Genomic DNA, 19,010 nt, shown 5'->3' with positions numbered 1-19,010 from the left:
AGAACAAAGTAACGGGATACCCCATGTTAGAGAAACTGCGTAAACAGCTGCAACAACTGACTCCTCAACGCTTGGATCACATCGTGATGCCCGAGGCCGCCGTGCTGTTGCCGATTGTCGAACGCCCAGCGCCTACCTTGCTGTTTACCCGCCGGGCCAGCCATTTGAGCACCCATAGCGGCCAAGTGGCATTCCCAGGCGGCAAGCGCGAGCCCTTCGATAGCGACCTTTACGCCACGGCGCTGCGCGAGGCAGAAGAGGAGATTGCCCTCGACCCCGCTCTGGTGCAACCCCTGGGTCGGCTGTCGGACGTTATTTCGCTGCACGGTATACGCGTTACCCCCTGGGTCGGCATTATTCCACCGGATTTACCGTTGATGGCCGACCCCGGCGAGCTGGACGCTATTTTTGAAGTGCCGCTGAGCCACTTTCTGGACGATCACCGCACCCATACCGATGTCATTACCGTGGATGGCGTTGCCCACTACGTGCCCAGCTACCACGTGGCAGGTCATGTAATTTGGGGGCTTTCGGCGATGATGCTGGTGGAATTGCTGGCCGAGGGCTTCGGTATGCCGATTGATTTATATCAGCGCCCCCAGGGGCCGCTGCGTCACCACCCTGAACGCAAAAATCGACTTTCTACATCTTCTACGACCGCTACCGGCTCAGCGCCATCGAGATCCAACCAATGACTCCCAGTGTTGCTACGTCGACACCTGCGCTTCAGCCCGCGACGCAGGTCGCTCTTGTGGATGCGCTGGTTGAACAGGGCTGGTATGTGGGCCGCGGGGCTATTGACCTGGCACTATGCGGCGCGCTGAATAATGAGCTTCTCCATCGGGCGGCCTATAACGGACTGGATGAAGCGGGCATTGGTCGCGGCCAACAGCACCTACTGCGTAAAGATATCCGCGGTGACGCTATTCACTGGCTTGATCGGGAAAGCGCTGCCCAACGGCGATACTTAGACGCCATGAGCGAGCTACAGCAGGCGCTTAACCACGCGCTGTTTTTGGGTTTATTTGAGTACGAAGCCCATTTTGCCCACTACCCACCGGGCGCTTTTTATCAACGCCACCTGGATAGTTTTCGCGGTCGCGCCAATCGGGTCATCTCGACCGTTGGCTATCTGACGCCCGACTGGCCAAGCGATGGTGGCGGTGAAATGGTGATTTACCACCCTGACAACCCCAACCAAGAGGTCGCCCGGGTGGTACCCGAAGCGGGCACCTTCGCCTGCTTCTTATCTGAAACCATTCCCCACGAAGTGCTGCCTACCCGCTGCCCGCGTAGCAGCATTGCGGGCTGGTTTCGGCGTAATGCATCGCTGGGTGGAGTGTTGGATCCAGCACACTAACGTTTAGCTAATCGGCACGATCTGACCATTCGCTTGCTCTAATATTTCACTTACCTGCTCGTAGTTGACGCTAGCCGCGTTTCCATCGCCATGCTGTTCAATTAAGCCAACAACGTTTAACAGCGTTTCCATACCAAATGCTTTCTCATCCGTCGCAGTGAAGGCTTGTATGTAACTCTCTTTCCCTTCACCCCAGCCTACTTTAATCGGCGAATCGATAATATTGACCTGGGTGCCGACCGGCACCCGCCAGAAGATCGACTCGATATCTTCCGGGTGCATGCGAATACAGCCTCGACTAGCCCGCATACCAATACCATCGGGCTGGTTGGTGCCATGAATCAGGTAACCGGGAATATCCAGCAAAATAGCGTATTGACCTAAGGGATTATCGGCGCCGGGGGGAACCACCGCCGGGGCTGGATCCCCCCTCACGGCGGCTTCACGACGAATCGACTCAGGTGGGTACCAGGCTGGGTTTTCAAGCCGCATGGTGGTTTCGGTAATGCCTAGCGGAGTGTTATAAGCATCCCGCCCGATACCAATAGGGTATGTTTCGACCCGCGGCATCTCACCCCCTTCCACCTCGGGGTAGTAGTAAAGGCGCAGCTCCGCCACGTTAATCACAATGCCGATACGCGCCACATCGGGAAGAATATACTGCCCGGGGATCGTCACTTCGGTGCCTTCTCCCGGCACCCAGAGGCTGGTATCAGGATTGGCCATACGAATTTCTTCGTAGCCCACGTTGTGTGCCCGGGCAATATCCAGCAGCGTATCCTCTTGGGTCGCCGTGACGGTATACACCTGGCCCACCATATTGCCCTCTTCAGGCAGCAGATAATGGCCTTTGGGCAGCTCGCTGCTGTCGGCCACAGCGCTTGAGGCTATTAGCCAAGCGCCTAGTGCAACGCTGCTAACACAGAACTGCTTTAAATACTGCAAAGGGTGGGATGTCATGGTCAAGGAGTCTCCTTTTTATGCGACCTCACTTTTATCAAACCGGAGATAAAAAGCGTGTCATTTGAAGACGAATATGAACACTGGGCGGTGGCGGGTCAACTCGAAAGACTGTCGCATGGGGACAAGAGCCTAGGCCAATAGGAGCGAAAAAAAGACGATCATGTTCCCTAAAAGTTTCAATTGAACGGTTGTATTTTTGAACACAGCGACTAACCTGATAGCTGTCTTAGTGCAGTGAAGCGCAAGATAGCGTCAATTATCCTGATGCATTCAATCGCCAGGATAATTAACATAATTAGGAATAATAGTACCGGTGTAGCCATCGTTTATTTTAAACGAAGCCAAACCCGCCACTATTGATTTATTCGGGTTGTTACGCGGAGTCGTTAAGCCCAATAAAATCGCAAGGAGCAAGCAAAATGAAAATGATCAAACCCGCTATTCTAGGTACTCTCATGGTTCCAGCTTTGATGTTTACCGCTGGCACGGCAAATGCCGAAGAGAACACCACCACCATGGAAGCAACCTACCTGACTGAAACGCCAGCAGGCACTTTCCATACTGATGCCTTAACCGGCAATCGAGTCAAAAGCAGCGTCGAAGATGACGAAGATATCGGCACCATCACTGATCTGGTGATCGATGAAGATGGTCAAATTAACGCTGTCGTCGTTGGTGTTGGTGGTTTCCTCGGTATTGGCGAGAAAAACGTGGCCATCGAATGGGATTCACTTGAGCTGACAAAAGACGAACAAGGCGAAGATTACGTTATCACCGTTAATGCGTCAGAAGATGCGCTTGAAGCAGCTGAAGAGTATAGCCGCGACGAAGACGAAGACAAAGAAAAAGGCGAATAAGCACTAGCCAGTTACTAAAAGCCTTGGCAATTGCCAAGGCTTTTTTAATGTTTGCCTTTTTAAAAAACCATAAATATTTAAAATATTCTAATTAGGTTAGACAGCAAAATGGCTCGCGCACACTGTTTATACGCGAGCCATCCATGTTAAAAAACCATCTATTGATAAACGAACTAAAGCCTAGATCAAGTTTAGGCTTTAAGTTTAGCCGTCATGCTAATATCAGCATTAAGGACTTTGGAAACAGGGCAATTAGCTTTGGCCGTTTCCGCTGCTTCCTGAAAAGCGGCCTCATCAGCGCCACTGATATCAGCAACAACGTCGAGGTGAATTTTTGAGATATCAAATCCTGCGTCGCTTTGCGAAAGGGTCACTTTGGCGCTGGTTTCGATAGAGTCAGCAGTATAGCCCTTCTCACCCAAAATCATTGACAGTGCCATTGAGAAACAGCTGGCGTGTGCCGCACCGATCAGTTCCTCTGGGTTGGTCCCCTTTTCATCTTCAAAGCGCTTGCTGAAGGAGTACTTGGCATCTAAAACGCCACTTTCGGTTGAAACGGAGCCTTTTCCATCCTTGAGACCACCTTCCCAACGTGCGCTAGCTTTACGATCCATGAACAACTCCTTGTGTGTGCCAATATGCATAGACATTTTGTCAAACAGGGTCTAACGGCGGTTGCCGCTAGTCCACCTAACCAGCGTAGCTGATTTTCTGCTGTTCTGCTGTCCCTGTGTTGCAATCGCTTCCATCCCCCTCTATTCGGCCTTAAGCTAGTTAGCTACCTAACTGCATTATTTCTTTGACGTTAAGGACTCGCCATGTCGTCGGCTGACGCGCTGCGCTTGATACTGCTCTCTTCACTGTGGGGTCTGTCGTTTATTTTTATGCGCGTGGCCTCCCCCGAATTCGGGGCGGTGCCGTTGGTGCTGGTGCGCATGGGCATTGGCGCGCTGCTATTGATGCCGCTGCTGATCAGTCTGCACTACCTGCGGCTCATTTGGCAGCACAAGGGTCCACTGCTGTTTTTAGGAGTGGTCAATCACGTACTGCCTTTTTCACTACTGGCACTTGCCACCACGCGCCTAGAAGCAGGCTTTACCTCATTGATAAATGCCACCACGCCTATTTTCACTGCGCTGATTGGCGCGCTGTTTTTCGCTACCGCCATACAGCGTCAGCAGTACTTAGGCCTCGCCTTGGCCCTACTAGGTGTTTACGTACTCTCTGCGGATCGGCTCGATTTTGCCTTGGGCGGCGACGGCTGGTTCATTTTGGCCGTTTTAGGCGCAACGTTTTGCTACGGCATAGCAGGCAACTACTCCAAAACGCGCCTTGGCCATCTACCAACCCGTGTGCTGGCCGCAGGTAGCAGCGCTATGTCGGCGCTGGTGCTGCTGATTCCGGGCATACTGCTATGGCCAAGTGACCCTGTCAGCCCACTGGCGTGGGGCAATGCCCTGGCCTTGGCAGGGCTTAGCACCACGCTGGCTTTCCTGCTTTACTTTGGCTTACTCGCCAGCGCGGGCGCCACTGCCACCTCCACGGTCACGTTCCTGGTTCCGGTGAGCGCGCTGATATGGGGCTATCTGCTGCTGGGTGAAACACTTAATCTTCAGATTATCGCCGGTATGGTGATTACCCTGATCGGCACGGCAATCGCCACCAAACTGCTGCGCATTAAGCATCGCGAGTCACCGCCGTCAGTCTATCCCCCACACGAATAACGCTACCTGAACCTTCGAGAAGCGTGGCGTTTTGGCCAAAGTGGGCGCCTTTAAGGCTGGGTTGCGTATTGAGTTCAATCAGGGTTTTCAGTGGTTCCGCAGGGGCAGGTACCGCCGCCGTATGCTGATCGATGGTGGTGATTTTGCAGCGTTTGCAGGGTTTACGCAGCGCTAATTGAAAGGCGCCACCTTGCTCATTCAGCGTTGCCCAACGGTCTTCCGCCCACGCCTCCTCGCTCTCTACAACGATATTGGGCCGAAAGCGATTCATGGGCACGGGGGCGTGCCCGCCCGACACTAGCGCTTGGTTTAGAGCGTCTAGCGACCCCGTAGTAGCAATCAAAAAAGGGTAACCGTCGGAAAAGTAGGTATGCGCCGCCCCGCCATCCAGGAAATCCTCTTCAACGGCACGGGTAAATTCGGTGGCAAAACGCACCATGCTAAGCCCCTGGGCCTGCTCGCCTAAAGCAGCGACCAGCCAGCGCGCTACTTCTTCGCTCTCAGGCAGAGCCTTGCAGTGATCATTCCACACGCTGACCAGGCGCAGATTCCCCTCTGGCTCGGCCAGCGGCACGCTCAATGGCTCGACGTTGGAATGCGACAGCACCAGGTGTTCATCGGTTAGCGCGACCTCAACGGTGGCAAGCGCCGGTAGCTGGCGCTGGGTCACAAAACGCTGCTGCGCGTCCACCAGCATCCAGCGGCGATCCCAGGCTAGGCCGTGTTCCTGCAGCTCGCTGTGAGTCACGCTGATGCCTTTCAGCGATTTAACGGGATAGATGTTGAGTTGAGTAATCTGCACGACGGCCTCGCGACGAGTGAAAACTCTACTTTAGCCACTCACTGCCTTGGCGGCTACTCGAAAACGCGCCCTATAGCGTCATCCCTGTTTCGATACGATAGCCCAAATCGACCACTTTTTGGGTCAGCGGCTCACCGCGAAGCCGCGCTAATAGCTCTCCCGCTGCCGCTTCGCCAATGGCCTGACGCGGGGTCACCACGCTAGCTAGGCGCGGCGTCATTACATGGCCTACATCGTGGCCATGGAAGCCCGCCAGCGCCATCTCCCTGGGCACGTCAATGCCCCGCCGCTGGCACTCGAAATAGGCCCCGACCGCGACGTCATCGTTGGTGCAGAACAGACCATCTGCCGCAGGGTAATCAGTAATCACCTGTTGCAGCAGCGCCGCCCCCACGCTGTAAGAGGAACGCTGGGTGCTTTGAAGGGTAACGGGCGTTAAGCCGTGCTCTTCCATCGCTCGGCGGTAGCCCAGTTCGCGTTGGCGAGTACGCTCATCCAGGCGTACCGCCAGATATATCACTTGGCGTCGACCCCGTCGGATCATCTCGCTGACCATGTCGTAGGCGGCTTGAACATTGTCGTAGCCCACCACCTGCTGTAGCGGAGGGCGGTGGGTGTCCATGATTTCCACAATCGGGATACCGGCGGTTTCCAGCATCCGCAGGCTCCGCGAAGTATGGTCACGGTCTGACAGAATGATGCCGTCGACATTATAGGAGAGCAAAGATGCCAGGCTGCGCTCTTCAAGCTCTGGGCTATAGCCATAGTGGGAAAGCATCAGGTGATAGCCCGCCGGTTCCGTCAGCGTTTCGATACCGAGGATGACTTCGGCGAATACCTGGTTGGTAAGCGATGGCACCAGCACCCCGATGGAGTGGCTGGTCGACCTGGAGAGCAGATCCGGCGCACGGTTGGGAATATAACCAATCTGTTCGGCAATCGAGAAGATGCGTTCGCGCAGGCCTTCCGAGACCGTTTCAGGGTCGCGCAGGCAGCGGCTTACCGTCATTTTGGTAGCCCCGACATGGTCGGCAATATCCTGCAGGGTGGGGCGTTTCTTCTTCAAAAGTCACTGCCTTATCCAAGGTATAAGCATTGAGGCCTTCCCTAGAGCGGACCTCAATGATTATTTTGCCTTTAGCTTACTTCCTTTAAATGGGCGAGCGCCTAGGCGTCGATAGCGTGGCAGCAAATTGCGTAACGATCACCTGGGGCGATAAGGCAATTGAGGCATTGAAGGCTTCCTCTTCGCTGGGCGGCTCCAGGTCGGCCAGTTGACTGGCCAACATGGTATCGCCTTTGAAGAAGTGCCCTGCCCGGGTTTCAAGTCGTTCAAGTAGTAACTCCCGGCTGCCCTCTAAATAGAGGATCTGCAGCGCTGGATCGCCTTGCCGCAGCCGATCTCGGTAACGTTTCTTCAACCCCGAGCAGGCAATCACCAGCGATTCACCCTTTGCTTGATACTCAGCAAACAACGCCGCCAAGGTATCCAGCCACTCGCTCCGGTCATCGTCGTTTAGCGGCTTGCCGCTAGCCATTTTGGCCACGTTGGCGGGCGAGTGGTAGTCATCGCCATCGATAAACGTCGCCCCCACGGTTAGCGCCAACTGGCGACCAATGTGCGACTTCCCCGAGCCGGATACGCCCATCACCAAAATACGATGTGAGAGGGTCTTCACAGCGGCTCTCCTATTCATTACCAACAACCTTAATTGCCGCGCACGGCGGTAAGATCAGGCAGCCAGGTCACGATGCCAGGGAACGCGATCAGAATTACCAATACGACCAAGAGTGCCGCATAGTAAGGCAGCATGGCTTTGACCAACGACTCCATGGAGACTTTACCTACACCACAGCCGACATAGAGACAGGTGCCCACTGGAGGGGTTAAGAGTCCAATGCCCAATACAAACGCCATCAGTACGCCGAAGTAAGCCGCATCAACGCCCACCGAGGTGACAATAGGCGCTAGCATAGGCGCCATGATGACCATCGCCGGGGTTAAGTCCATTACAAAGCCCACCAACAGCAGCAACGTCGCCACGATCAACAGTAGTAGGAACGGATCTTGGGTAATCGCCTGCACTTGGCTAACCAGGGTCTGCGGCACCATATTGATGGTCAGGAACCAGGCAATCACCGTGGCAAATGCCAGCAGCATCATCACCATGCCGGTCAAACGAGCAGTACGAATCAGCATACCGCCAAGCTCTTTGAGCTTGAATTCACGGTAAACCACCAGCGAAATCGCCAACGCATAAAGCAGTGCCGCCACGGCCGCTTCGGTGGCGGTAAATACGCCTCCAATAATACCGCCAATCACAATGACCGGAAGCACTAGCGCAAGCCATGCATCTTTAAAGGCTTTCCAGAGACGATCCCAACGAAACTGTTGCACGCCGCCGCCATCCTTTTTGGCAAGAATATAGGTGGTCACCATGAGCGCAAAGCCAATCAATAGACCTGGGATAATACCGGCAATAAACAGGCGGCTAATCGATGTCTCGGTGACGATGCCATACAGAATCAGCGGAATCGAGGGAGGAATAATGATCCCGATCACCGAAGATACCGTATTAATCGCAGTGGCATTAGCCGCGGTATAGCCCTGCTCTTTCATCGAAGGAATCATCATCGCGCCGGTGGCAGCCGTATCGGCAACGGCTGACCCGCTGATACCGCCAAAGAACATTGAGCCGGTAATGGCTACCTGCCCCAGACCACCGCGCATAAAGCCTACCAAGGCACCAGCCAGTTCCATCAAGCGGCGGGCAATACCGCCATTGCTCATCACCTCACCGACTAAAATAAAGAACGGGATCGCCAGCAGCGGAAAGCTGTTCACCCCGCGGATGGACTGCTCAATCATGATCGACAGCGGAATATCAGAGAGCACCGCCATCACCAGCGCTGCAACGCCGAGGCCAAAGGCAATGGGCAGCCCAATAACGATGGAGGCCAATAAAATAGCCAGAAAAATCCATAGCATGATTAGCGCTCCCGCTCTGGTTGACGAATAACGGTCAAACTGACCCACATTCGCCAAGTTGAAACCACCGCAATAAAGATGACGCAAAGTACCAGCGAAAGACTGATGAAACTCAGCGGCACATCCAGAATCGCCGAACGCCCACTAGAGCGCGCCAGCACTTGATAGCCGCCCCAAATCATCACTACCATCAGGGCGGTAATAATCAGGTGCTGCAGCAGATATAATATATGCGCCACGCGCAGCGGCAGTCGCCGTACCAGTGCGTCAACGGCTATGTGCTCGTAGCGGGAAAACGCTGCAGCAGCACCGATAAATACCAGCCATACAAACAGCATACGCGCTAGTTCATCCGCCCAGGGCAACGAATAGTTGAACAGCGCACGCCCCACCACGTTGCAGGAAACGGACATAATCAACGCCACTAAAATAGCGCCGATCAGATACTCCATGCCCAAGGTGAGCCAGCGAAAAAGTGCTGGGCCCTGGCGAGTATCGGTATCGATTTCCAGCAACTTGCGATTAGGGTCATCCAGATACACCGTTGGATCTTCAATCGGTGTGGGGGTATTAGGGGGTGTAGAGGAGAGTGACATAGGAGCTCCAGGGGCACTGACACGCTGGGCAGGCTCGATGGCCTGCCCAACGGTGCGCTAAACGTAAGGTTTAGTTGCTGCTCTCTTCAACGATCTTCTGAATGTCCGCGATCAGGTCTTCACCAATGCGCGGCGCCCACTCTTCATAAACCGGCTGAGTGGCTTCTTGGAAAGCGGCTAACTGCTCATCGTCCAAGCGGGTAATTTCCATACCACGCTCTGCTAACTGGTCGCGTGACCAATCATCGTACTCAGCTGACAGCTGAATTTCATATTCAGCGGACTGACGAGCGGCTTCCAGCACCAGCTCTTGATACTCAGGTGCCATGCGATCCCAAGTACGCTCGGAAAGCATCATGATAAAGGGAGTATAGACGTGGCGTGTTTCAGTGCCATAGTCCTGCACTTCGTTGAAGTTAGAGGTAAGGATGGTGCTCCAAGGATTTTCCTGGCCATCAACAACGCCCTGCTCCATCGCGGAGAACAGCTCACCAAAGGCCATCGGCGTTGGGTTAGCGCCTAAGGCTTCCCAAATCGCCAAGTGCACCGGGTTTTCCATGGTACGAACGCTCAAACCGCGCACATCGAGACCTGCAACATCATCAGGGCTCGTCACCGGGCGAGCACTGTTAGAAAGCTGACGATAGCCATTCTCAGAGAAAGCGAGCGCTTTTAGACCGGTACCTTCAAAGGCGTCTAGCATGCCTTGAGCCACATCGCTCTGCATCACGGCGACAGCGGCTTCACGGCTCGGCAACAGGAAAGGCAAATCGAAGGCTGACAGTTCTTCAACGTAACCGGTGGTAGCTGAGCTTGACGGATAGGTCATATCCAGCGTGCCGGTTTGCAGCATTTCCAGCATCTGAACGTCGTCACCTAACTGACTGTTAGGGAAAACGTTAACGGTGATACGACCGTCGGTGCGCTGCTCCAGAATCTCACCAAAGTATTGGCTGGATAGGTACTGCGGAGAGCTTTCCGCAAGACCGATGCCCATGCGTAGGGTATGCGAACCGTGATCACCAACCACCTCACCTTCGATTTCAGGCGGATCAGAGAGCTCTGGGCTCTGGGCATGGGCCATACCAAGCGTCAGGGTGGTCGCGCCGACTAAGGTCAGTGCGTTGCGCCAAATAGCGGTCATAGCGTTATCTCCGAATACTCGTTGTTGTTAATAGCCAATTCAATGACCGGCAACTTGTTACCGGTAACATTCAGTAAGCGAAGGCTAGCTATCTGCCCTGTGCGTGTCAAAACAAAACTGCTAACTTACGACCAACGTCTAGCTCTAGTCACTGGCGCGTCATCACGCTACATTAGCCTACGTATTTCAGATCGGAATCCATGCTTGTGCAACCGTCTTGTAACGAATTAGAGCTCGATCAACAGCTTTGCTTTGCGCTCTATTCAACCTCGTTGATGATGACCAAAGTTTATAAACCCCTGCTCAAAAAGCTGGGGCTTACTTACCCGCAATACCTTGCCATGCTGGTGTTGTGGCAAAACGATGGCATCACAGTGGGGACAATGAGTAAGCGACTACTAACCGATCCTGGGTCGCTTACACCGCTGCTTAAACGCCTTGAAGCCGACCAACTGCTGAACCGCAAACGCAGCCACGAAGACGAGCGCGTGGTAGAGATTTATCTTACTGACAAAGGCAAAGCGTTGCGTGAACAGGCGTACGATATTCCTAGCTGTGTGGTGCATGCCAGCGAGCAGTCGGTTGAGGCACTGACCACGCTAAAAGAGGACTTGGTGCGGCTACGCGATAGCCTGCAAAAGAACCAGTAGCCCTTCACTTTATGGCTCAGAGATCAGAATTTATTTGCCATTTACCTTGCGCACAAAATAAAGCTGCGCTAACTTAATGGCACAGATTAATCACTAATAACGCAGCCAGGAGATACAAAATGACGACCACTATCGAAAACGTTGTTTATCGCGCCCACGCCACTGCAACCGGCGGCCGTGAAGGCCAGGCAAAGTCATCCGACGGCGCGCTGGATGTTAAATTAAGCACGCCCAAAGAGCTGGGCGGCGCAGGCGGTGATGGCACTAATCCCGAGCAGCTTTTTGCCGCTGGTTACTCGGCCTGCTTTTTAGGTGCGCTGAAGCACGTGGCGAGCCAGGAAAAAGTAAAGCTTCCCCAGGATACGAAAATTGATGGTCATGTAGGTATCGGCGCCATTCCTACCGGTTTTGGCATCGAAGTCGAGCTAAAAATCAGCTTACCCGGCCTTGAGCAAGACGTAGCCCAGCAGTTGGTTGATAAAGCCCATGTGGTCTGCCCCTACTCCAACGCCACCCGTGGCAATATTAATGTCACCCTGACATTGGTCTAAGCGTCATTACTTAGCTTGATCATTTAGTGCCCACGCCACCGCTCTTTGGGCATGCAGAGCGGTGGTGTCGTAAAGGGGCACCAGGGTATCGCGCTGGCCCACCAGCATGGCAATTTCAGTACAGCCTAAAATCACTGCCTGGGCGCCTTGGGCATGCAGAGAATCAATGATTGCCAAGTAGCGCTGCCGGGATACATCTTCTACACGGCCCTGACAAAGTTCATCAAAGATCACCCGATGAACAGTGTCGCGCTCAGACTGATCAGGCACCACGACCTCAATACCAAACTGTTTTTCTAAGCGGCCGATATAAAAGTCCTGCTCCATGGTAAAGCGCGTACCCAATAGGCCGACGCGAGTGATACCGTCTGCGGTGAGCTGCTCAGCCGTAGCATCGGCAATATGCAGCAGCGGAATGGTAATCGCCTGTTCAATAGCGGGCGCCACTTTATGCATGGTATTGGTGGCAATCAGCAGACAATCGGCGCCCGCTCGCTCGACGCTTTGGGCAGCGTTGGTCAGCAGTTCGCCAGCGGTCTGCCAATCGCCCTGCTGCTGTAATGCTTCAATTTCGGCAAAATCGACGCTCACCATCACGATCTTGGCCGAATGAAGGCCACCTAGCGCTACTTTTACGCCCTCGTTTAGGGCTCGGTAGTAGCCTTGGGTCGACTCCCAGCTCATACCGCCTAACACACCAATTACACGCATCCGCCACCTCAATTTAGGAAAATGGACTACTTTATTAACAGGCTAATCACCAGCTAAATTTAGTAGCCACTTTGTTACCGATAAACTATTTATAACGAGGAAACGAATGAGCGACAACACCTATACTCCCCCGAGCGTTTGGAAATGGGAACCTGGCAACGGCGGTAAGTTTGCCAATATCAATCGCCCAATTGCTGGCGCTACTCATGACAAGGCCCTGCCGGTGGGCAAACATCTTCTTCAGCTTTACTCCCTGGCCACACCCAACGGTGTCAAAGTCACCGTGATGCTGGAAGAGTTGCTGGAGAAAGGCATAACGGGCGCCGAATACGACGCTTACCTGATTCAAATTGGCGAAGGTGATCAGTTCAGCAGCGGCTTTGTCGAGGTGAACCCTAACTCCAAAATTCCCGCACTGATGGATCACACGACCACTCCACCCCAGCGGGTGTTTGAGTCGGGGGCGATTCTGCTCTATCTGGCAGAGAAGTTTGGCGCATTCTTGCCCAGCGACCCGGCGAAACGCACCGAATGCCTCTCCTGGCTGTTTTGGCAAATGGGCAGCGCACCGATGCTAGGCGGTGGCTTTGGCCACTTTTACGCCTATGCACCGGAAAAGTATCAGTACCCGATTGACCGCTACACCATGGAAGTGAAGCGTCAGCTTGATGTACTTGACCGCCATTTGGCGGATAACCGCTTTATGGCAGGCGATGAGTACACCATTGCCGATATGGCGATTCATCCCTGGTACGGTGCGCTGGTGAAAAACCGTGTTTACGAAGCGGCTGAATTCTTGGAAGCCCACACTTACAAGAACGTTCTACGCTGGACTGAAGAACTCGATGAACGCCCTGCCGTCAAACGCGGCCGTATGGTGAACCGCACCTGGGGCGAACCCCACGAGCAGTTACACGAGCGCCACGACGCCAGCGACTTTGAGCTTCGTACACAAGATAAACTGGCTGACGGCGAGTAAGTAAGCGCCAAAAAAAGGGCCTACGCTTGATCTCTCAACGTAGGCCCTGGGTAGCTTTCAACTTACAGGTTAAGACTATTCAACCCGTGAATTATTCAACGCGTAATTCCATACCCGGTAGAAGTAGAAAATATACCCCAGCCCAAAGGTGACCAGCGAAATCAGCATCCAAAGGATAATATGGCCGATATTGCTGAACAGGTTGATATCACAAACCATTTTTCGCTCTACCCCAGCAGTATCCACTACCGAGGTACGGTTAATAACAAAACGCGAAAACGAATAGGGGAAGAAAAACAGCGCTATGCCAAGAGTAACAATACTGAGTACCACCCAAACAATCAGATGGCCAATAATATCGAGAATGGAAAGATCAGCTTTGATATTCACGTTGCGTCCTTAAAATTAACAGTGGCGAAGAGTACCACTGCTAGGCAGAAACGTGAACGCAAAAATTAATATTACTTAGACATATGAGCTATGAATTGGCTTCAATGGGGGCCCCTAACACCCTCTAAGCTGGATTGACGGCTCTCCGCCTGCCGTTTGACGACACTTAACGAACCATCGGTTTCTAACACCACTGCTTCTACCCTGGTCACGTCACTAAGCCCACTACTGCGAATGGCCGAAAGGACTTCGTCTTGGGTTACCCGCGCTTGTCGCAGCGACGTTAACAGAAACTCGCCCTGATAGAGCAGCATCAGCGGCTCGCCAGTGACTAACCGACGAACCCAACGAAATCGCACGCTTGTCCAGGTAATTATAAATTGAAGTGAAATCAGTAATGCTAACGCGACCGCCCCATCCACCAAGGCGACATCTTTAGATAGCAGCACAGTGGCCAGCGTGGAGCCCAGCGCTACCGTCACGATTAAGTCGAAGGCATTCATTTTCGAAAGCGTACGATTGCCTGACAGGCGCAGGAAGAGAACAAGCGTGGCGTATGCCAGTACTCCAACGATCACAATGCGTAATAAACTACCCCAGCTATTGAAAAAACCCAGTTCCATTGACCCTTACTCCTAGACGCCGAGTGGTATGTGGACATCACACACCTCTACGTAGGCTAGCAGCCCTGAGTCTGTTGTATACGCTAGGAGGGCATTGAGTGATGACGCTCCCACCACTCGGCATAGGAACTGTTATGGGGCGCAAGGCCGCCTTCATCGGGGGCTTCATCATCCCACCAGACGGGGCCACGCTCTCCGAGTGCTTCTTTAGCGCTCTGCACTGCGTTGCGGGCTTGGCGAAGCGCATCTTCATCGTCTTTTTGCTGGGCTGCTCTAACCGCTCGACGGGCTTTCATCAACTCTTTGATATGGGCTCGCCTTTGCTCTTCATCTAAACGCGGGTCAGTGCAGCGCCAAAGCCGATTTTTGGCGACAAAGTAGCGCCCATCTGGGGTGTGGGGGTACTTGTTAGCCATAAGCACTACTCCTTTCCCGTTGAACGCGAGTGACTAACCGAACTGTTTTAGAAGCGTTTAGATAGCGTGATAGAACCAAACTTATCCTGCTCTTCCTGGCCGTCAAATTCACGTGAGCGTTGAACAGCCGCGTAGGTGACCTGCCAATCATCCCAGGCAAGCGCCAACCCCGCGGAGACATCGCCCACCCACTCTTTGCGATCTACCGAATGGCTACTCCTAAACGTATTGCCGTCAAGCGTCAGGTTTTGCGCCATATAGTAACCGTCGACGCTGGCAAAAAGGTACCACTGCCACCCCTCTTTACCGGTCATATGGTGCCGGCTGCCGGGGCTTGGCGTTAGCGTAGGAATGCCTGGGGCCTCATCCCCCCAACGAACGCTATACCCAGCGCTTGCGTAGGTATAGAGGTTACCCAAAGCGGCGCTGACGCTAGGGCCATGGGCAAACTGCTTGCCGATCAATGGGGAGCTATGCCACCACTGGCGACGCATGGCGACGTTGACGATGGCCTCATCACCAAGCTGGTTTTTCCAACCTCTAGGGCGCTCGCTGTCGGTGATGCGATGCACTTCGCGTTGGATGCTATCGGCAAGTGACGAGGGCCCTACCAAACCAATATCCAGGTGCAGATCCGTCGCTTGGCGCCAGTTACCCATGGGCACATCTTCGTAAAGTGATATACCGCCATAAACAATTCCTGCGTAGGGGCGATCATCTTCAACCAACTCACGCTGCTCAATATTGTTGGGCGTATAAATCTGATGCACTAGCCGGAAAGCGGCCATATCCGCGTTGCTAATGATGCTATCAGGCAAAGCAGTGGCCAAACGCTGTGTCCAGCTTTGCGCTTCAGGCTCATAGGCCCAATTAAGTTCGAAACCACTGGTAAAGTGGCCATCATCACTACTGGCCATGCCATCATTTGCATGCTTAATTGAGAGGACGCTATCGTCGGCTTGCGCCAGCGTTGACGCCAAACTCATTGCGGCTATCAGCGGCAACCATCGTAAGGGGAGATTTCCTTTCATTACTCGTTCCTTGAGATTTTCCTAGGGAGTGTTTTTGAGAATGCTTTTGAAGAACGACAACAAACATTGTTGATTGTATGTAATTGTGCAAAAAGATAGCAAGCATACTTTTACTGTTTTCTACAGAAAAGAGCTAAGTCACTAAAAATTAATGGGTGGTCCGTAGACCACCCATTATGCTGCCGATTGCTTAGGTTTATAGCGTAGTAGACTAGACGAAAACTTGAAGGCTACTGGTCGAGATCTATCACTCTCTATCGCGTAGCAGCCACTGCGGAGTAATCTCATGCTGGCCATTCTCATCGGTAATAAACAATGATCCTTCGCTGATCATTACCGCCCAGTTAATCGCCCTTGGCAGGTCTTTAGCGATAGTCGCTAAAGCCTCTTGTGGCAGCCCCGCCACGTGCACATTTTTCAGCGACGCCACGCTGGGCAGTACTTTGTTCTCCCATAGATCTACCCGACCATAAGCGAGCAGCGATACGCGCTCAGCTCGCCGTGAGCACCAGGTGATGCGCTCAGCATCCGGCAGCCCCACTTCGATCCAGTGCAGCAAGCGCCCGTCTAGGCTTTTCTCCCACAGCGCCGGCTCGTCTACATCGGAAAGCCCACGCCCGAAGGCTAGCGTCTCGTTGTACCACAGCACATAGGCAAGCAAGCGCGCGGTCATGCGCTCTTCGGTCTCGGACGGATGGCGAGCCACGGTAAAGCGCAGCGTTTCATACACCCCGCGATCCAGATCGGTCAGATTGATATCAACTTTGTAGGGCGTTGCGCTAAGGGCCATGGATGTTTCCAAACGAAATTTGCGTCAGTATACCCGACGCTGGGTGTTCTTGGTGAATAGCCTGACAGGTTAAGCTTTGCGGTAATCGGCTGTTACTGTGCCATTTTTCAGCGTATCGGCCTCGTGCATGGCCTCGCGCCACGGCTCTTCTAGCGCGGCTTGATACCACGCCTGCATGGCAGGCAACGCTAACAAGCGCTCGACATACGCCTGGGACTTCTCACTAACCGGCAAGCTGAATGTCTGCATGCGAAAGGCCACAGGGGCGTAAAACGCATCTACCGCGGAGAAGGTTTCACCCGCTAAAAACGGCCCGCCAAAGCGCTCAAGCCCTTGCCGCCATAGTACATCCAAGCGTGCCAGATCGGCCTCAAGCTTGGCCGATAGGCTATTCAATTCCACCCGCATACCGCAGTTCATCGAGCACTCGTCGCGCAGGGCGCCAAAGCCGCTGTGCATTTCGGCAGTGGCTGAACGTGCCCAGGCGCGGGCGGCCTTATCACTCGGCCAAACTTTAGCGTGCTGCTCGGCCAGATACTCGACAATCGCCAGGGAGTCCCACACCGCCAGCTCGCCTTTGTCCGTTACATCCACCAAACAGGGCACCAAGCCTGAAGGCGAAAAGCGGGTAAAGGTGGCATGACTAGCGCCAGTGCCGCCTTCAAAGGGCATCAGGTGTTCGTTAAACGGAATCTCCAGCGCTTTCATCAGCACCCAAGGGCGCAGCGACCAAGAAGAGTAATTCTTGTTGGCAATATAGAGATCAAACATGCAGCGCTCCTTTTGTGGAGAATTGAATTAACCGATCGATGAAGGCAGCCTCTCTTAACGTGCCGCCTGAGCCAGCGTATTACCGCCTAACCCCATTAATACACCACCGCCAAAGCGCTGAATGAGTCGGGAGGAACCATGGGATTTTTGTAACCACTCACGCAATGGGCTGGCCAGCAGCACCACCACAACATCCGCCGATGAGAACAGCGCATTGGTGGCGATACCTAACCAGAGCAGTTGCCACGCTACCGGCATAGCGCTCTCGGGCTGCACAAACTGGGGAAGAAACGCGACAAAGAAAAGCGCGGTTTTAGGGTTGAGCACCTCCACCAAAAAGCTGTCACGCAACACGCGTTTAGTGGTTGCCAGCGGTACCTCATCACCATGGGCACGAATGCCCTGTTGCCATAGCCGCAACCCCATCCAGAGCAGGTAGAGCCCGCCAATGATTTTCATGGCGATATAGGCAGGCGGAATCGCTGCAAACAGCAGTGCCAAGCCTAACGCGGCGGCTACCACATGAACGTAGCAGCCCATGTGCACACCCATGACCGCTAACCACCCTGCTCGTCGGCCACGCCCCAGGGTTTGCGCTGCGGTATACAACATCGCAGGCCCAGGTAGGTAGGCAAAACCCAGCGCGGCGAGGATAAACGCGGCCCATTGCATCGTGGCAACTCCGAAGAGATCAGTAGTAGGAAGCCTTTGAGAATAAAACGGGGATGACGCAAGCGCCACCCCCTAAATAAGTAAAACTGGAATGAATAAAGGCTTAGAAATTAGCTTTACGCTTCTCGACAAAGGCCGCCATACCTTCTTTCTGCTCATCACCGGCAAAGCAGAAGGCAAACAGGCTGGTTTCCAGCGCCAGCGCGCTGTCCAGGTCTTGATCCATCCCGTCGTGAACCGCCTGCTTGGCACCGCGCACTGACTGCGGGCCGTTACCTTTAAGCTGTTTAGTGAGCTCTTCAGCGTAGCTCTCCAGCTCCGCTTGCGGCATTACCCGGTTCACCAAGCCGATACGCAGCGCCTCTTGGGCGTCGATTTTGCGCCCGGTGGTGACCAGATCAATCGCCATCGCGGGGCCAACGCGGCGTGGCAGACGTTGCGTACCCCCAAAGCCAGGAATGACGCCCAGCAGCACTTCCGGTTGACCAAACACCGCGTTGTCGCTGGCTACCGCCCAGTCGCAGGCCAGTGCCAATTCGCAGCCGCCGCCAAGGCAAAACCCGTTCACCAGCGCGACCACCGGCACGGGCAGAGTCTCTAGGCGTTTAATGGTTCGCAGCGCTTGCATGGCAAAAGCCCGCGCTTCTTCAGGCGTTTTCTCACGCATTTCAGTGATATCAGCACCCGCTACGAAGGACTTCTCGCCCGCGCCTGTAATCAGCACAGCACGTAGATTCGGGTGGGACTCAAGCTCTACCAGATGCGCTTCCAGCGCGGCTAATACATCGCTGTTCAGGGCATTCAGCGCTTTAGGACGATTGATGGTGAGACGTACCATCCCATCGTTATCAACCTTCTCAATCACTGCTTCGCTCATGGCGGACTCCTTATTTGATTTGTTATGGAATAGTAAAGTGAACACCACCCAACCCTAGCGAACGCTTGGTTGAGTGGCAATGACTTCTTTATGCCGCGCTCTTCGCTTCAGCGC

The 19,010-nt window shown here is 53.9% G+C and carries 24 protein-coding genes; 7 read left to right on the top strand and 17 right to left on the bottom strand.

The window, feature by feature from the left end; genetic code table 11:
* The first annotated feature begins 23 nt into the window (after positions 1 to 23).
* Complete coding sequence (locus tag QEN58_RS05265; RefSeq protein WP_280106102.1) at positions 24 to 695, top strand: CoA pyrophosphatase; 672 nt, start codon at positions 24 to 26, stop codon at positions 693 to 695.
* Positions 692 to 1,360 (top strand): 2OG-Fe(II) oxygenase, encoded by a 669-nt coding sequence (locus tag QEN58_RS05260; protein WP_280106101.1) that lies wholly within the window; start codon positions 692 to 694, stop codon positions 1,358 to 1,360. The genes QEN58_RS05265 and QEN58_RS05260 overlap by 4 nt, the downstream gene beginning before the upstream one ends.
* 3 nt (positions 1,361 to 1,363) lie before the next feature.
* Here QEN58_RS05260 and QEN58_RS05255 read toward each other — a convergent pair whose 3' ends face one another.
* Positions 1,364 to 2,320 carry a L,D-transpeptidase family protein gene (locus tag QEN58_RS05255; protein WP_280106100.1) on the bottom strand — a complete coding sequence of 319 codons (957 nt, stop codon included), beginning with the start codon at positions 2,318 to 2,320 and terminating at the stop codon, positions 1,364 to 1,366.
* A gap of 422 nt (positions 2,321 to 2,742) precedes the next feature.
* On the opposite strand from QEN58_RS05255, the gene QEN58_RS05250 reads away from it, so the two are divergent.
* The gene (locus tag QEN58_RS05250; RefSeq protein WP_280106099.1) at positions 2,743 to 3,180 is read left to right on the top strand and encodes a PRC-barrel domain-containing protein; all 438 of its coding nucleotides are present in this window, start codon (positions 2,743 to 2,745) and stop codon (positions 3,178 to 3,180) included.
* Positions 3,181 to 3,371: 191 nt separating this feature from the next.
* On the opposite strand, the gene QEN58_RS05245 is transcribed toward QEN58_RS05250, so the two are convergent.
* A complete protein-coding gene (locus QEN58_RS05245) occupies positions 3,372 to 3,794 on the bottom strand; it encodes an OsmC family protein (RefSeq protein ID WP_280106098.1) in 423 nt (140 codons plus the stop codon).
* 204 nt (positions 3,795 to 3,998) lie between these two features.
* Here QEN58_RS05245 and QEN58_RS05240 point away from each other — a divergent pair, with 204 nt between their 5' ends.
* Positions 3,999 to 4,904 (top strand): DMT family transporter, encoded by a 906-nt coding sequence (locus tag QEN58_RS05240; protein ID WP_280106097.1) that lies wholly within the window; start codon positions 3,999 to 4,001, stop codon positions 4,902 to 4,904.
* Here QEN58_RS05240 and QEN58_RS05235 read toward each other — a convergent pair.
* The 6 genes from QEN58_RS05235 to QEN58_RS05210 all read right to left on the bottom strand — a co-directional run bounded on the left by QEN58_RS05235 (position 4,858) and on the right by QEN58_RS05210 (position 10,435).
* Positions 4,858 to 5,706, bottom strand: a complete 849-nt coding sequence (locus tag QEN58_RS05235) for an MOSC domain-containing protein (protein ID WP_280106096.1) — start codon at positions 5,704 to 5,706, stop codon at positions 4,858 to 4,860. The two genes, QEN58_RS05240 and QEN58_RS05235, sit on opposite strands and share 47 nt — an antisense overlap.
* Before the next feature lie 70 nt (positions 5,707 to 5,776).
* A complete protein-coding gene (gntR, locus tag QEN58_RS05230) occupies positions 5,777 to 6,772 on the bottom strand; it encodes a gluconate operon transcriptional repressor GntR (RefSeq protein ID WP_280106095.1) in 996 nt (331 codons plus the stop codon).
* Positions 6,773 to 6,857: 85 nt separating this feature from the next.
* The gene (locus QEN58_RS05225) at positions 6,858 to 7,385 is read right to left on the bottom strand and encodes a gluconokinase (protein WP_280106094.1); all 528 of its coding nucleotides are present in this window, start codon (positions 7,383 to 7,385) and stop codon (positions 6,858 to 6,860) included.
* Positions 7,386 to 7,414: 29 nt separating this feature from the next.
* Positions 7,415 to 8,695, bottom strand: a complete 1,281-nt coding sequence (locus QEN58_RS05220) for a TRAP transporter large permease (protein WP_280106093.1) — start codon at positions 8,693 to 8,695, stop codon at positions 7,415 to 7,417.
* 2 nt (positions 8,696 to 8,697) lie between these two features.
* The gene (locus tag QEN58_RS05215; protein ID WP_280106092.1) at positions 8,698 to 9,291 is read right to left on the bottom strand and encodes a TRAP transporter small permease; all 594 of its coding nucleotides are present in this window, start codon (positions 9,289 to 9,291) and stop codon (positions 8,698 to 8,700) included.
* A 70-nt stretch (positions 9,292 to 9,361) separates the two neighbouring features.
* Entirely contained in the window at positions 9,362 to 10,435 is a 1,074-nt protein-coding gene (locus QEN58_RS05210) for a TRAP transporter substrate-binding protein (protein ID WP_280106091.1), read from the bottom strand.
* Between the two features lie 200 nt (positions 10,436 to 10,635).
* Here QEN58_RS05210 and QEN58_RS05205 point away from each other — a divergent pair, with 200 nt between their 5' ends.
* Both QEN58_RS05205 and QEN58_RS05200 read left to right on the top strand, forming a co-directional pair.
* Positions 10,636 to 11,085, top strand: a complete 450-nt coding sequence (locus QEN58_RS05205) for a MarR family winged helix-turn-helix transcriptional regulator (protein ID WP_280106090.1) — start codon at positions 10,636 to 10,638, stop codon at positions 11,083 to 11,085.
* A gap of 119 nt (positions 11,086 to 11,204) precedes the next feature.
* On the top strand, positions 11,205 to 11,636 hold the full coding sequence (locus QEN58_RS05200) for an organic hydroperoxide resistance protein (protein WP_071695673.1): 432 nt from the start codon (positions 11,205 to 11,207) through the stop codon (positions 11,634 to 11,636).
* A gap of 6 nt (positions 11,637 to 11,642) precedes the next feature.
* Here the strand turns inward: QEN58_RS05200 and QEN58_RS05195 are convergent, their stop codons facing one another.
* Positions 11,643 to 12,347 carry an aspartate/glutamate racemase family protein gene (locus tag QEN58_RS05195; RefSeq protein WP_280106089.1) on the bottom strand — a complete coding sequence of 235 codons (705 nt, stop codon included), beginning with the start codon at positions 12,345 to 12,347 and terminating at the stop codon, positions 11,643 to 11,645.
* A 106-nt stretch (positions 12,348 to 12,453) separates the two neighbouring features.
* On the opposite strand from QEN58_RS05195, the gene yghU reads away from it, so the two are divergent.
* Positions 12,454 to 13,326 (top strand): glutathione-dependent disulfide-bond oxidoreductase, encoded by an 873-nt coding sequence (gene yghU, locus QEN58_RS05190; RefSeq protein WP_280106088.1) that lies wholly within the window; start codon positions 12,454 to 12,456, stop codon positions 13,324 to 13,326.
* 75 nt (positions 13,327 to 13,401) lie between these two features.
* Here the strand turns inward: yghU and QEN58_RS05185 are convergent, their stop codons facing one another.
* The 8 genes from QEN58_RS05185 to QEN58_RS05150 form a co-directional block, all read right to left on the bottom strand.
* Positions 13,402 to 13,716: a DUF6693 family protein gene (locus QEN58_RS05185; RefSeq protein WP_280106087.1), complete on the bottom strand. Its 315-nt coding sequence runs from the start codon at positions 13,714 to 13,716 to the stop codon at positions 13,402 to 13,404.
* Between the two features lie 101 nt (positions 13,717 to 13,817).
* The gene (locus tag QEN58_RS05180; protein WP_227404653.1) at positions 13,818 to 14,339 is read right to left on the bottom strand and encodes a DUF421 domain-containing protein; all 522 of its coding nucleotides are present in this window, start codon (positions 14,337 to 14,339) and stop codon (positions 13,818 to 13,820) included.
* 83 nt (positions 14,340 to 14,422) lie between these two features.
* Positions 14,423 to 14,755: a hypothetical protein gene (locus QEN58_RS05175; protein ID WP_227404652.1), complete on the bottom strand. Its 333-nt coding sequence runs from the start codon at positions 14,753 to 14,755 to the stop codon at positions 14,423 to 14,425.
* Between the two features lie 47 nt (positions 14,756 to 14,802).
* Positions 14,803 to 15,786 (bottom strand): lipid A deacylase LpxR family protein, encoded by a 984-nt coding sequence (locus tag QEN58_RS05170; protein ID WP_280106086.1) that lies wholly within the window; start codon positions 15,784 to 15,786, stop codon positions 14,803 to 14,805.
* 247 nt (positions 15,787 to 16,033) lie between these two features.
* Positions 16,034 to 16,576, bottom strand: coding sequence for a YaeQ family protein (locus QEN58_RS05165; RefSeq protein ID WP_280106085.1), 543 nt, complete (start codon positions 16,574 to 16,576; stop codon positions 16,034 to 16,036).
* Positions 16,577 to 16,645: 69 nt separating this feature from the next.
* A complete protein-coding gene (locus tag QEN58_RS05160) occupies positions 16,646 to 17,347 on the bottom strand; it encodes a glutathione S-transferase family protein (RefSeq protein WP_280106084.1) in 702 nt (233 codons plus the stop codon).
* A 54-nt stretch (positions 17,348 to 17,401) separates the two neighbouring features.
* Complete coding sequence (locus QEN58_RS05155) at positions 17,402 to 18,019, bottom strand: LysE family translocator (protein WP_280106083.1); 618 nt, start codon at positions 18,017 to 18,019, stop codon at positions 17,402 to 17,404.
* A 103-nt stretch (positions 18,020 to 18,122) separates the two neighbouring features.
* The gene (locus QEN58_RS05150) at positions 18,123 to 18,896 is read right to left on the bottom strand and encodes an enoyl-CoA hydratase-related protein (protein ID WP_133731228.1); all 774 of its coding nucleotides are present in this window, start codon (positions 18,894 to 18,896) and stop codon (positions 18,123 to 18,125) included.
* Positions 18,897 to 19,010 lie beyond the last annotated feature (114 nt).

Source organism: Halomonas alkaliantarctica (assembly GCF_029854215.1).
Classification (GTDB): domain Bacteria; phylum Pseudomonadota; class Gammaproteobacteria; order Pseudomonadales; family Halomonadaceae; genus Vreelandella; species Vreelandella alkaliantarctica_A.
Note: the sequence above shows the minus strand (reverse complement) of the source record. Positions and strands in the feature narration are given on the sequence as shown.

Coding starts and splice junctions, on each gene's coding strand:
- QEN58_RS05170 (WP_280106086.1), bottom strand. CDS start 15,786: ATGAAAGGAAATCTCCCCTTACGATGGTTGCCGCTGATAGCCGCAATG.
- QEN58_RS05260 (WP_280106101.1), top strand. CDS start 692: ATGACTCCCAGTGTTGCTACGTCGACACCTGCGCTTCAGCCCGCGACG.
- QEN58_RS05175 (WP_227404652.1), bottom strand. CDS start 14,755: ATGGCTAACAAGTACCCCCACACCCCAGATGGGCGCTACTTTGTCGCC.
- QEN58_RS05250 (WP_280106099.1), top strand. CDS start 2,743: ATGAAAATGATCAAACCCGCTATTCTAGGTACTCTCATGGTTCCAGCT.
- yghU (WP_280106088.1), top strand. CDS start 12,454: ATGAGCGACAACACCTATACTCCCCCGAGCGTTTGGAAATGGGAACCT.
- QEN58_RS05180 (WP_227404653.1), bottom strand. CDS start 14,339: ATGGAACTGGGTTTTTTCAATAGCTGGGGTAGTTTATTACGCATTGTG.
- QEN58_RS05210 (WP_280106091.1), bottom strand. CDS start 10,435: ATGACCGCTATTTGGCGCAACGCACTGACCTTAGTCGGCGCGACCACC.
- QEN58_RS05195 (WP_280106089.1), bottom strand. CDS start 12,347: ATGCGTGTAATTGGTGTGTTAGGCGGTATGAGCTGGGAGTCGACCCAA.
- QEN58_RS05150 (WP_133731228.1), bottom strand. CDS start 18,896: ATGAGCGAAGCAGTGATTGAGAAGGTTGATAACGATGGGATGGTACGT.
- QEN58_RS05265 (WP_280106102.1), top strand. CDS start 24: ATGTTAGAGAAACTGCGTAAACAGCTGCAACAACTGACTCCTCAACGC.
- QEN58_RS05160 (WP_280106084.1), bottom strand. CDS start 17,347: ATGTTTGATCTCTATATTGCCAACAAGAATTACTCTTCTTGGTCGCTG.
- QEN58_RS05255 (WP_280106100.1), bottom strand. CDS start 2,320: ATGACATCCCACCCTTTGCAGTATTTAAAGCAGTTCTGTGTTAGCAGC.
- QEN58_RS05240 (WP_280106097.1), top strand. CDS start 3,999: ATGTCGTCGGCTGACGCGCTGCGCTTGATACTGCTCTCTTCACTGTGG.
- QEN58_RS05215 (WP_280106092.1), bottom strand. CDS start 9,291: ATGTCACTCTCCTCTACACCCCCTAATACCCCCACACCGATTGAAGAT.
- QEN58_RS05220 (WP_280106093.1), bottom strand. CDS start 8,695: ATGCTATGGATTTTTCTGGCTATTTTATTGGCCTCCATCGTTATTGGG.
- QEN58_RS05205 (WP_280106090.1), top strand. CDS start 10,636: ATGCTTGTGCAACCGTCTTGTAACGAATTAGAGCTCGATCAACAGCTT.
- QEN58_RS05165 (WP_280106085.1), bottom strand. CDS start 16,576: ATGGCCCTTAGCGCAACGCCCTACAAAGTTGATATCAATCTGACCGAT.
- QEN58_RS05155 (WP_280106083.1), bottom strand. CDS start 18,019: ATGCAATGGGCCGCGTTTATCCTCGCCGCGCTGGGTTTTGCCTACCTA.
- QEN58_RS05245 (WP_280106098.1), bottom strand. CDS start 3,794: ATGGATCGTAAAGCTAGCGCACGTTGGGAAGGTGGTCTCAAGGATGGA.
- QEN58_RS05200 (WP_071695673.1), top strand. CDS start 11,205: ATGACGACCACTATCGAAAACGTTGTTTATCGCGCCCACGCCACTGCA.